A 10,984-nucleotide genomic window follows, 5' to 3' on the forward strand; every position below is an offset into this window, starting at 1 on the left:
TTAGTCGTTATTTAAACATTGAAACAATCGGCCGGGTTTAAAACTTGCGCCGTTCAAGGTCAGTTTTTTGCAAAGGGCGAATATCATCGCTTGATTGGACGTAACAACGGGCTTTCCCAGGGTCTGCTCCACACGCTCGATAACCTCAACACTGCGCATATCGGTGCAGGACATGACGATCGCTTCTGCGCTCGGATGATCGGCACGCAGAGCGAGCTCATAAACTTCGTCCGGTGTTAACTCGCCTTGCCCATAGTTGCTAAGGCTTCTTCCTATGTCCGCTGTCTTGACGGTCTGAAAGCCATAGCCTTCCAAGAAAGCCGTCGCTTGCCGGTTGATTTCCCCAACATATGGGGAAGCGAACCCCAATTTGTGAATTTCAAGCGCCTGTAGGGCAATCACCAATGATCCCGCTGCCGTAAGAGCATGTGCGCCGGACATCATTTTGATTTGTCGCGCCAGATCTTGATCGAATTCCGGTCCATGGGTCAACGTGGCAGATGTGCATCCATAAAGAACGGCTGCCGGACGCACCCCGCAGATCAGACGCAGGGATTGGGTCATATCTGACGCCCCCAACCCGGCCATCTGGTCGCTGCCGGGCACCTCATCCACGTCATAGCCGCCCAACCGTTCGAAGTGCATTGTGCACCCTTCGGGGCACAGGGCCATCATATCTGGCTCCAGATTTGTGTTTGTATAAGGCACCAGAACACCGATTTTCGGCCCGCTTCTTGGATCAATCATTCTAAAAATCTCCTGCGCTGGTGGTCAAAAGAGATGTCACCGCACGCATGTCCGAAGCTGGACCTATGGTGGCGCGCAAACATTGTGGCAAACCATATCCCCCCATTCCGCGTAGCAGGTATCCGGCATGGCGCAATATTCGGTCGGCGGTCGTTGCCTCCTCGGTTGATGCAAAGGGGATCATGATGAAATTGGTATGGCTTTCCGGTACGGCGTATCCTGACCGGCGGAGTGTCGCGATGGTTTGTTTCCGCAACGCTGCCGTTTTATCGACGACGTTGATCATGTGTTCCTGATCCAAAACCGCTGCCCGGGCCATCGCTTGGCTGATGTTGGATATGTTATTCGGGTTCAACAGCTTTCTGATTTCAATCGCGATATTATTTGGGAAAACGCCCCAGCCCACTCTTGCCCCGGCCAATCCGTAAGCCTTGGAAAATGTACGTGTAATTACCGTGTTTCCACGACCGGTAAGTTCGAATATGGGGGAATGATCCTGTGTGTCAAACTCTGCATATGCCTGATCAACGACCAACAAGACTTTTTCTGGCAAGGCGTCTCTGAGACGTACAATTTCTTCGTTGTTGATCCGTGTGCCAGTTGGATTGCCGGGATTGCACATGAAAACGATCCGCGTGCGATCCGTCACGGCGTTGATCAAAAAGTCCACGGAAACGGTGAAATCTGGCTCTGGGGCCGAGCGGTAATTCGCGCCCGCGATCTGTGTGGCGGTGACAACGTACAGATATCCATAAGCCGGGCATAATACCTCGTCTCCCGGTCCAGCGTAGCATCGGATCAAGGTGCCAATCAGTTCCATCGAGCCCGCGCCACACAGGATCAGGTCTGGGTCGATGTTGTGGATCATTCCAATCGCATTCCTTAACTCTTGCCAATCTGGATCGGAATAAAGATTGGCCGATTGTAAAGCGGCGGTTCCGGCCTTAATAGCGGCGGGGCTTGGGCCAAAGGCGCTTTCATTTTGAGCCAAAGAAATCAAATTTCCCCCGCCCATATCCGCAAGGTCATAGGTAGCCATCGCCGCGATGTGAGAATTGGGCTTGATCACGGGCAATCTCCATAAATGCGCGCCGCAGCATGGGCCGAGATGAGCCCCTCACGTAGGTCTTGTGCGACTGATGATCGGTCACGTTGTGTGGGGTCGCCAATTCCCCCGCCGCCTGGTGTCTCAAAGATCAAGGTTTCCCCCGGCTCGACCCGCAGTTCACATTTGCCCGGTATGTCTGTGGATCGTCCTGATACTCTGATCCGGCCCGGGGCACCGGGGTGGCCGCCTGACCGCCCAGCTGCCGGGTTTTTCAACCTTTCGACGGACAGGAAGACCAAAAAGGGTTCGTCAATCGCGGAACTCATCTCGATCCGTTGCCCTAGCCCGCCGCGATAGATGCCAGCGCCACCGCTGTCGGTGCGCAGCTCGCGTTGCCAGATCGTGACTGGCGCCACCGCTTCTGTTACTTCAACTTGACTGCCAAACACGCCCGACGGATAGGCTGTGGCTGACAGACCATCCGCATGTGCACGAGCACCGGTCCCGCCGTTATGGACCAGCTCCACCGCAAACAGGCGGCCACCATTGCGGACCGCTTCTGCCGTATGGCGCAGCGGTAGATCATACATGCATGACGCCCCTTCGGCCGGGACCTGATCTGGCACCGCTTGGGCAAGACAACCAAGTACAAGGTCGGGTGTCATTTGACCGATCGCATGTCGCATGGCGACCGGGGCCGGTCGTTGGGCATTCAGGATACATCCAGCGGGACCGGATACAACAAAGGGCTCCAGCGAACCGGCATTGTTGGGGATATCCGGTCCAATCAGGCAACGCAGTGCAAAAACCGTATAGGCTGTGGCATAGTTCAGCGGCACATTGATACCTTTGGCAGAGCATCCCGATGTACCTTCAAAATCAACGTGCAGATGATCAGTACCGATGGTCAGTGTGGCGTGAAGTTCGACTTCAGCCTCATAGCCGTCGATCCTCAGGGCATTGTGAAAGATGCCCTGAGGCAGTTGCGAAATCGCCTCAATTGTTCCGCGCCGCGATGTGTCGATGATGTGATCCGATAGGGCGCACAAATCCTCTATGCCGAAGTCGTCCATCATGCCCACCAGCCGATTTACACCGGCCTCGCAGCAGGCAATCAGGGCATAGATGTCGCCCTCATTGGCAATGGGTTCGCGGGAATTTGCACGGATGATATCCATCAAAAGCGCGTTGATCTCTCCGGCCTCGACCAACTTACAAGGCGGGATTAGTAGGCCCTCATCAAATACATCCGACCCCTCCGGCCCCATCCCCAGCCCACCAAGATCCACCAGATGCGATGTGCAGGATGTGAACCCGATTACACTGCCCTGATAGAATGCAGGCATCATCAGCAGGAAATCATTCAGATGGCCCGAGGCAAGCCAGGGGTCGTTGGTCATATAGATGTCGCCTGGCGCCATGTGTTCAATAGGAAACCGTGCACACAGGGTCTTCGCCGCTTCGGCCATGGTGTTGATATGGCCAGGCGTTCCAGTGACGGCCTGGGCGATCATTCGACCATCTACATCGAAGATACCCGCAGAGATGTCGCCACATTCACGCACGATTGGAGAGAATGCCGCCCGGATCAGGGTCTGACCCTGTTCTTCGACAACAGAAAGCAGCCGGTTCCACATGACTTGCAGGCGGGCAGGGGAAAGATGTGTCACGACGAAACCTCCCTTTGTTTGCGGGTCAGGATCAGGTTGGATGCCCTGTCGACCGTGCAATTGAAATCGGTGCTGACCAGCGTTGTGGTCTGCGGCTCTGTCACCAATGCGGGGCCGCTAATTTCATCGCCGGGGCGCAAATCCGTTCTTTGAGCTATGGCCGCTGAGATTGGTTCACCCGTTATATCGCATATGATGGTTTCATGATGTTTGCCATTTGCAGGACGCAATCGCTCAATCGTATCGGTGGAACTCGGCTCTGTCGGCACTGTGCTGACTTTGACGGCCCAGTTTAGAACCTCAATTGCCATTCCGGGCACCGGGCGCGAGAATTGCTGCCGATAGCGGTCTTCAAACAACGTGGTCAGCGTTGCAAGGTCGGATGCCAGCAAAGTGCGCTCGGGCAAAGCGATTTCGATTTCATGCCCTTGCCCATGATACCGCATAAAAGCACTGCGATGGATCAGCAACTTGGGATCATTTGTTCCCAGTTTGACGACACTACGTGCCTCTGCAATCAAACCATCAAAAAAATCGTTCAAGCCGTCTAAATCCAGTTTTGCCAAAATGGCGTAGCGGCTGCGCACAATTTCAAAGGAAATAGGGGCATAAAGAAACCCGACCGCGGAACCGACGCTGGGATTTGGCGGTATCAGGATTCTTGAAATTCCGGCGCTACGGGCCACGCGTGTGGCATGCAATGGGCCGTTCCCACCAAAGGCGATCATGGTGCGCGCCCCTAAATCCTTGCCGGATTCGACGGCATGCATTCGTGCCGCACTGGCCATGTTTTCATCAACGATCTGACTGATCCCGTCTGCAGCGTCGGTTGCCTCCAGATCCAATATTGATCCCACATCCCGTTGGATCGCGGCCGTTGCGGCCTGTGGTTGCAGTTGAAATTGGCCCTCTGCAAACCCATCGGGTCGGATATATTGCTGTTGAACGTCCGCATCTGTGACCGTCGGGTGTACTCCGCCTCGCCCAAAAGCTGCGGGCCCGGGGGTTGAGCCTGCGCTTTCCGGCCCAACCGTCAGCCGTCCCAAACGGTCGACGGCCGCAATTGACCCACCGCCAGCACCGATTTCGATCATATCGATGACAGGGATACGGACCGGCATGCCAGAGCCCTTGATAAACCGGGCTGCCCGGGCAATTTCGAACTGTCGAGAGGTTTGAGGCCGCGCCGCGTCAATCAAGCAGAGTTTTGCGGTCGTGCCGCCCATGTCAAATGAAAGCACATGATCCAGATCCGCTTGTCTGGCGATCCGAGCGGCCAGAATGGCCCCGCCTGCAGGACCGGATTCAACCAGCCGGATCGGGAAAGAACGCGCCGTTTGAACGGTGCACATCCCGCCGCTGGCCGTCATCATCAGTATAGGGCAGCACAGCCCCTCTGCCTCAAAACGCATTTGAAATTCAGACAGATATCGATCCAGCATAGGTTGTACATAGGCATTTGCCACCGTGGTACACAGGCGATCAAACTCCCGCGCTTCGGGGCTTACCTCTGACGATAGGGAAATGGACATGTTTGGCAGTGCCGAGCCGATCATATCCCTCAGGCGTTGTTCGTGGGTCGGATTTGCATAGGCATGCAACAGGCAGATTGCCAATGCATCCATTTGATTTGCCTGCAGCTCCGCAATCAGCACGGTGATATTCGCCTCTTCCAGCGGGATCAGGACAGTCCCGTCCACGGCCATCCGTTCCTGCACTGTAAAGCTCAGGTGCCGAGGCACCAACAGGTCAGGTTTTTGAAGATTGATGTCGTATTGGTCGTAACGCCGCTCATACGCAATCTCCAGTATATCACGAAACCCTTTGGTGGTGATCGTGGCAACCCGCGCCCCGCGGCGTTCAATCAGGGCATTGGTGGCGAGCGTGGTTCCGTGAACAAATCCACTGACGTCGGAAAGCGTCTTACCTATATCGCATAGGGCTCGCTGTGCGCCTTCCATCGCACCAATGACCGGGCTTTCATGTGTCGTCAGCGTCTTGGCAGAGGACAAAATGTGCCCCTTGGGGTCAGCCAAGACCGTATCCGTAAAAGTTCCGCCAATATCGATTGCAAGTCGCAGAGAGTTTGATGCCATAGTCTTATCCAGCCTAGATGCCCAGTTTCCGAACGCAGAGCGACGGATGTTAGGCGACGAGGTCGGACTTTAGTGCGCGACGATCGGTGCGGCGGCTGTTGAGTGACTGCATCATGGTTACAGGCTAGCCTGAATATTCAAGGGTGACCGGCGAAAACCGTCATAAATGCCGGATTCCGACATTTGTGCGCGGGCGGTAAGAGTGGATGATTGGCTGACGCTTAGTTCAATCTGAACTGCAGGGGGTAATGACCGTCCTCGAAATCACCGAACAAATCACCAAGGTCTGGGTGAGTCACGGGTTGTCCGGTATAGTCGGCGATCAGATTTTGCTCTGAAACATAGGCGACATAATAATCCTGATCATTTTCTGCGAGCAGATGATAAAACGGCTGTTCCTTGGTTGGTCGGCTGTCTTCGGGGATCGCGTTGTACCATGCGTCGGTATTGGAAAAGATCGCATCCACGTCAAAGACCACACCGCGGAACGGGTGGTTTTTGTGCCGTACAACCTGGCCGATATGATATTTCGCGCGTGATTTAAGCATTTGTTTAGCCCCGCTTTATTACTAAACCGCCAAAGGGGGCAAGTCCACCTGAGATGCGGAAACAGACTGTGGACAAATTCGCGCTGCTCGCGAAAAGCTGAACAGATTGGGCGTATTTGACTATTCCCCATAGGTCGTAGTTGGGTTAGCTTAAGACAAACAACATAGCGAGAGGCAAATGGGCAGAACTCTTCGCACGATCATTCTGATGCTGTTTGTCGCGGCCTGTGGCAGCAGTCAGTATTCAGCGCCGCGCAACCTGAACGATGCGTGCAGCATTGTCAGCCAGAGACCGCAATATTTGCGCGCCATGGAACGCAGCCAACGTCGGTGGGGTGTGCCGGTTCATGTGCAGATGGCGACGATTTATCAGGAGTCGAGATTCGTAGGAAATGCAAGGACTCCAGTACGTTACGCACTGGGTGTGATCCCGATGGGGCGGCAATCTTCGGCCTATGGTTATGGTCAGGCATTGGATGCCACGTGGGAGGAATACCAACGCGACACGGGCAATCGCCGGGCCAAGCGGGATGACATCGATGATGCAACCGATTTCATGGGGTGGTACATGGCGGAAAGCACTGAAAAACTTGGAATTTCCCCCTACGATGCCCGCAACCAGTATCTGGCCTATCACGAAGGTCGAACAGGCTTTGCCCGCGGGTCCTATCGTTCAAAATCCTGGTTGTTGCGTGTTTCAAGCGAGGTTGCCTCTCGTGCGGATACTTATCAGGCACAGCTGATTGGATGCGGCCGGGCGTAATCCCGCAACGGCGCTGTTAACCCTAAAACCCACTGTCGGCGTCACGTCGGTATTACGTCGGTATTGCGGCGGTACGATTTGTGGCCGCCCGGATCGCGTTAACCAGTGTGTTGAAATCGCAAGCTGGCCGCGCTTCGGCCTGTGGTTTGCGATCGATCAGCTGCGCAAGGTTTTGATGATGCGTTGCATGAAGTCCACGAACTGCCTCTGCTCCGCTTCAGAGAGGTCGGACATCGCAATGGTATTGGTCTCATTCGCCGCCGCATACGCGTCATCGCGAATTGCCTTTGCCTTGTCGGTCAGCTGAACAATTCTGGCCCGTCCATCCTTGGGATGCTCAGTGCGGATAATCAGCCCGTCACGTTCCATTCTGGCCAGGGTGTTGGCAAGGGTGGCTTGTTCGATATCCAGTTTTTCAACCAGCTGTTTCTGGGTTTGCCCATCATTGATCCACAGTTCCAACAGGGCGGGAAACTGGCCCGGAACAATGCCAAGCGGTTCAACACGTTGGCGTAGCCCATCGGCAAAAAGACGCGCGATGTGGTTCACGAGGTAACCGGCAGAATCCATGTGATTAAAGTCCATGTGTTTCACTAGCAGCGCACTGCATTGCTCGCTATGTAATAATAAATAGCTTGCTATGTAAAGTTAGTATGTATAGCAAGCTATTTAAATGGAATCATATGGAGTGACGATCATGAAAGGCCTTTATCTGAGCTGCGCTGCCTTGTGCCTGCTGGCAGGGCCGGCTCTGGCACTTGACCAGGAGCTGGAGGAGTTGAACCGGCAGGTCTTTGAGTCGATCGACGTGAATGGGGATGGGGCACTTTCGATGCGAGAGGTCGACCTGTTTCGTCAGGACGTCATGATTTCCCAGGACTATGATGATGATGGGATCGTGACGGCAGAGGAATACCTGAGCTGGGATATGGGCTGGGATTATCTGGCACAGGCGCGGGGTGTTTCTGATCAGTTTTGGGAGGCGCGCCGTAATGTGTTCGCCGCCTGGGATAGAGACGGCGATGGCGCACTTAGCCTGACCGAACAATCCTTATCGCAGTCCAATGATTTCTACACAGCCGTGAACCACAGCAATGCGCCGCTGAGCTTTGCCGCATTCAAATCAAACCTAAGGATCATAGCTGAAATGAATGACGTCGTTAAATTGACCACCGAAGTCACCCTGATCAATGTTTTCGAAGTGCCGGACGGAAAACTGGATGAGGCGATAGCCTCTTGGACAATCAGCCGAGACTTCCTGCAAACGCATCCGGGATATGTCTCGACGGCGCTGCATCGATCACTGACTCCAGATGCGAAATTTGCGCTGATCAACGTCGCGACCTGGGAAAGTGCTGCGGCGTTTAAGGCGGCAAGTACGGCGATGCAGGCGGCGAATGTATCGCCCGCGATTGAAGGTCTGAGATTTACGCCCGGTCTTTATACGGTCGTGGCAAGAGACTAGGGGTGGATCATGAAAAGTACAGAAAACAGGTACGGAACGGTTGCTGTCACCATTCATTGGCTCAGCGCGATTTTCATCTTTGCATTGATCGGGTCCGGGTTCCGGGCCGGATCGCTGACAGACAGTGCCGACAAAGCGGCGGCCTTGTCTGCGCATGTCCCGCTGGGATTAACTGTCTTGCTGCTAACCTTGGTACGGGTGGCCTGGTGGGGAATTGCGGATAAAAAGCCCGCCCCTGTCAAAAGTGATCCTGCCTGGCAGACCTCAAGTGCCAAGGCGGTGCATGTCCTGTTCTACGTCGTGATATTTGGAATGGCGGCTAGCGGGATTGGCATGATGGTTCTATCCGGTGCTGGGGGTGTGTTGTTTGGTGGAACAACGGCGCCCTTACCTGATTTCTGGGACTATGCGCCGCGTCTGCCCCATGGGGCCGGTGCACGTGTTATGGTCGCCTTGTTGATTTTGCACATCGGCGCCGCGCTTTATCACCACTTTGTCAAGAAAGACGGACTGATTTCGCGGATGTGGTTTGGGTTGAAGGGTGGCTATTGATCGTTGTGAGACTCAAGCGCAGGTGGCCTACGGCTCTTTAATCGCCGCCAGGCCGTTTTCGGTCATTGACCTCTGACGGGATCGAAAACAGGCGTTCTGGCAAATCGACCCCGCGGTCCAGATCACCCAGAATAACTGTGGTCTGCCAGCCGCCGCCATCTGTGATGATCCATTGGCGCAGCTCGATCGGATCAGCGGTAAAGACCAGTTGGATATTGCCATATTCAGGATGCTCAGGATCTTGGGCAGTGACGATGGTGGAATTGCCGTCCTCGCGGTGTCCCACAACCATGTTGGCGCGGGCGAGGTTGACGTTGCGATCCAGGATCAGTGACAGCGGCGTGCGGCGCAGCGGGTATTGTTCGGGCCCCGTATTGGATTTGCCGTCAAAGATCGCGACCTGCCCGCCACCGGCCATGACCAGCGTATCGTCGGGGGCTGCATATTCAAATCGGATCCGCCCGGGGCGTCTTAGGAAAATCTGACCGGTGGATATTGTGCCGTCGCCATTGACCTGGGTGAAATCGCCCTTGGCCGACTGCAACTGGTTCAAATAGCCCGACAACGCATCAAGCGAAATCGGCGCAGCCTGGGTCGGCGCGGCCAAAGCAGCCAGCGTTGTGGCGAAGGTGGCGGAGGCGATAAAATGTCGTCTGTTCATCATAAGGCTCACATAAGGGCTTTGCAGGCCGGGGACCAGCCCCGGGTGACGATACCGATATGGGGCAGGGGCGTGTGATAGGCGATATCATGCGTGGTGTCATGGGATAGCGTAGTCATAGAAACCTGAATCCACCGCCTATTGTTGTTGCGGGGTCTTTCGCAAAATCTTCCAAGAAATATTCGTGTTCTTGCAACATGCCTGAGAGGGTTTTGTCCAGCATGGTAATTTCAATCTTTGTCGTGACTTTGGTAATGGCAACATACTCAATCAGTAGGCTATACGGCTGCCAGTCATCTTGGGATGAGATCTCACGTTGTTCTAGGGCCGATTGCATCAATGTTCGATCTAGTTTTGCATGTGACTGTTCAATGTGTGCAATTACTTCGTCTTGAGTTCTTCCGGCCGCTGCCTCGAAATATTTAAATTTCGCGCCGCTTTCGGTATTCAGTCGAATGGATTCAACCACCCACCAATGGCGACCAAATTGGAGCGTCGGCAACGGTTCATCATAGACAAATAGACCACGGAAACGCATCAGAATGAATTTGAGTGATTTCATGATGGAAGATTCGATTTAAATATTTGTTTTATAAAATTTAAAGAGTTTTCTCTTAGGGAGCTATGAGTTCAGCAGTAGCGCTTTTCCGGATGCAGGAAGCGCCGGGCTGAAGCCCGGCCGACGCTGCTATTTTCTGGGCTTCCGTACCCCAAGTAGGACGATAACCACCAGCACCAGTATGCCGATCACAATGAATGACATTGCGATCTACCCCCCGACATAGACGCCTTTTTTGGGGCGGTAGAAGACTTTTTGATTGTGCAGTCGGCCCAGCAGGTCCTGGATCTGGTGGACGGTTTTTGCATCGTCCGCATTAGGCTGGGTGCTGAGCTCTTTGGACAGGGTGTCTTTGGTGGTCCGCAGGGCTGTTTCGATCAGGTCCATATCGTCGACAGACAGTTCGAACATATCGTTGTAGCTGGGCATGCGCGTCCTCTGGGTTTGACAGTGTTGGCAAAGATTCTTTTACACTACCCTGAACCACCTCGTGTTTCTAGCGCAGCTGTGGTTTCTTGCCGCCCAGCAAAAAAGGCGCACCTAATCAGCACGCCTTGGGGTATTTGGGATAGGGGAGTTTCGTCTTGCCTAGAACCGGATGCCCACTCGCAGCCAGATATGGCCGGTGTCCAATGTGCCACCCAATTGCCAGCCAGTCCCATCGCGGCCGAAGTCGCTGAAAAGCGCCCCGCAATTGCTGGCGAAAGAATAGGGGGTGTCGCGGCAATCAATGCCGTCGGTGTAGGTTGTGTCGTAAAGGTCGCCTGAAAATAACAACACTGCGGCGGCCGCGGTAAGCACTGGTGACACACTGTTTTTGGCTTGTGTGAACATGGGTTTAGCTCCGCGATGTGGTCAAAGCATAGTTAATGCCT

13 protein-coding genes are annotated in these 10,984 nt (G+C 54.4%); 3 read left to right on the top strand and 10 right to left on the bottom strand.

Annotated elements, in window-relative coordinates; all coding sequences use genetic code 11:
- The 5 genes from AC2D8P_RS13355 to hspQ form a co-directional block, all read right to left on the bottom strand.
- Positions 1–747, bottom strand: coding sequence for a maleate cis-trans isomerase family protein (locus AC2D8P_RS13355; protein ID WP_484703282.1), 747 nt, complete (start codon positions 745–747; stop codon positions 1–3).
- A 1-nt stretch (position 748) separates the two neighbouring features.
- On the bottom strand, positions 749–1,816 hold the full coding sequence (locus tag AC2D8P_RS13360) for a pyridoxal phosphate-dependent aminotransferase (RefSeq protein ID WP_484703283.1): 1,068 nt from the start codon (positions 1,814–1,816) through the stop codon (positions 749–751).
- Positions 1,813–3,465: a hydantoinase B/oxoprolinase family protein gene (locus AC2D8P_RS13365; RefSeq protein WP_484703284.1), complete on the bottom strand. Its 1,653-nt coding sequence runs from the start codon at positions 3,463–3,465 to the stop codon at positions 1,813–1,815. Before AC2D8P_RS13365 ends, AC2D8P_RS13360 begins: the two co-directional genes overlap by 4 nt.
- Positions 3,462–5,561, bottom strand: a complete 2,100-nt coding sequence (locus AC2D8P_RS13370; protein ID WP_484703285.1) for a hydantoinase/oxoprolinase family protein — start codon at positions 5,559–5,561, stop codon at positions 3,462–3,464. The genes AC2D8P_RS13365 and AC2D8P_RS13370 overlap by 4 nt, the downstream gene beginning before the upstream one ends.
- 221 nt (positions 5,562–5,782) lie before the next feature.
- On the bottom strand, positions 5,783–6,109 hold the full coding sequence (hspQ, locus tag AC2D8P_RS13375) for a heat shock protein HspQ (protein ID WP_484703286.1): 327 nt from the start codon (positions 6,107–6,109) through the stop codon (positions 5,783–5,785).
- Between the two features lie 178 nt (positions 6,110–6,287).
- Here hspQ and AC2D8P_RS13380 point away from each other — a divergent pair, with 178 nt between their 5' ends.
- Complete coding sequence (locus AC2D8P_RS13380; RefSeq protein WP_484703287.1) at positions 6,288–6,872, top strand: transglycosylase SLT domain-containing protein; 585 nt, start codon at positions 6,288–6,290, stop codon at positions 6,870–6,872.
- A 156-nt stretch (positions 6,873–7,028) separates the two neighbouring features.
- Here AC2D8P_RS13380 and AC2D8P_RS13385 read toward each other — a convergent pair whose 3' ends face one another.
- A complete protein-coding gene (locus AC2D8P_RS13385) occupies positions 7,029–7,457 on the bottom strand; it encodes a MarR family winged helix-turn-helix transcriptional regulator (RefSeq protein WP_484703288.1) in 429 nt (142 codons plus the stop codon).
- An 88-nt stretch (positions 7,458–7,545) separates the two neighbouring features.
- On the opposite strand from AC2D8P_RS13385, the gene AC2D8P_RS13390 reads away from it, so the two are divergent.
- Both AC2D8P_RS13390 and AC2D8P_RS13395 read left to right on the top strand, forming a co-directional pair.
- Positions 7,546–8,337 carry an antibiotic biosynthesis monooxygenase gene (locus AC2D8P_RS13390; RefSeq protein WP_484703289.1) on the top strand — a complete coding sequence of 264 codons (792 nt, stop codon included), beginning with the start codon at positions 7,546–7,548 and terminating at the stop codon, positions 8,335–8,337.
- Positions 8,338–8,346: 9 nt separating this feature from the next.
- Entirely contained in the window at positions 8,347–8,889 is a 543-nt protein-coding gene (locus AC2D8P_RS13395) for a cytochrome b (protein WP_484703290.1), read from the top strand.
- Positions 8,890–8,926: 37 nt separating this feature from the next.
- On the opposite strand, the gene AC2D8P_RS13400 is transcribed toward AC2D8P_RS13395, so the two are convergent.
- From AC2D8P_RS13400 to AC2D8P_RS13415, 4 genes are all read right to left on the bottom strand, one after another.
- Positions 8,927–9,553, bottom strand: coding sequence for a LolA family protein (locus tag AC2D8P_RS13400; protein ID WP_484703291.1), 627 nt, complete (start codon positions 9,551–9,553; stop codon positions 8,927–8,929).
- A gap of 112 nt (positions 9,554–9,665) precedes the next feature.
- Positions 9,666–10,112: a hypothetical protein gene (locus tag AC2D8P_RS13405; RefSeq protein ID WP_484703292.1), complete on the bottom strand. Its 447-nt coding sequence runs from the start codon at positions 10,110–10,112 to the stop codon at positions 9,666–9,668.
- Between the two features lie 207 nt (positions 10,113–10,319).
- Positions 10,320–10,538, bottom strand: coding sequence for a hypothetical protein (locus AC2D8P_RS13410; RefSeq protein WP_484703293.1), 219 nt, complete (start codon positions 10,536–10,538; stop codon positions 10,320–10,322).
- Positions 10,539–10,697: 159 nt separating this feature from the next.
- A complete protein-coding gene (locus AC2D8P_RS13415; RefSeq protein WP_484703294.1) occupies positions 10,698–10,943 on the bottom strand; it encodes a hypothetical protein in 246 nt (81 codons plus the stop codon).
- Positions 10,944–10,984 lie beyond the last annotated feature (41 nt).

This window comes from Roseovarius sp. YIN77, assembly GCF_057219155.1.

Bases quoted from the DNA above. Each gene is read 5' to 3' on its own strand.
- AC2D8P_RS13410 (WP_484703293.1), bottom strand. From the start codon at position 10,538: ATGCCCAGCTACAACGATATGTTCGAACTGTCTGTCGACGATATGGAC.
- AC2D8P_RS13355 (WP_484703282.1), bottom strand. From the start codon at position 747: ATGATTGATCCAAGAAGCGGGCCGAAAATCGGTGTTCTGGTGCCTTAT.
- AC2D8P_RS13395 (WP_484703290.1), top strand. From the start codon at position 8,347: ATGAAAAGTACAGAAAACAGGTACGGAACGGTTGCTGTCACCATTCAT.
- AC2D8P_RS13390 (WP_484703289.1), top strand. From the start codon at position 7,546: ATGGAATCATATGGAGTGACGATCATGAAAGGCCTTTATCTGAGCTGC.
- AC2D8P_RS13400 (WP_484703291.1), bottom strand. From the start codon at position 9,553: ATGATGAACAGACGACATTTTATCGCCTCCGCCACCTTCGCCACAACG.
- AC2D8P_RS13385 (WP_484703288.1), bottom strand. From the start codon at position 7,457: ATGGACTTTAATCACATGGATTCTGCCGGTTACCTCGTGAACCACATC.
- AC2D8P_RS13405 (WP_484703292.1), bottom strand. From the start codon at position 10,112: ATGAAATCACTCAAATTCATTCTGATGCGTTTCCGTGGTCTATTTGTC.
- AC2D8P_RS13415 (WP_484703294.1), bottom strand. From the start codon at position 10,943: ATGTTCACACAAGCCAAAAACAGTGTGTCACCAGTGCTTACCGCGGCC.
- AC2D8P_RS13380 (WP_484703287.1), top strand. From the start codon at position 6,288: ATGGGCAGAACTCTTCGCACGATCATTCTGATGCTGTTTGTCGCGGCC.
- AC2D8P_RS13370 (WP_484703285.1), bottom strand. From the start codon at position 5,561: ATGGCATCAAACTCTCTGCGACTTGCAATCGATATTGGCGGAACTTTT.
- hspQ (WP_484703286.1), bottom strand. From the start codon at position 6,109: ATGCTTAAATCACGCGCGAAATATCATATCGGCCAGGTTGTACGGCAC.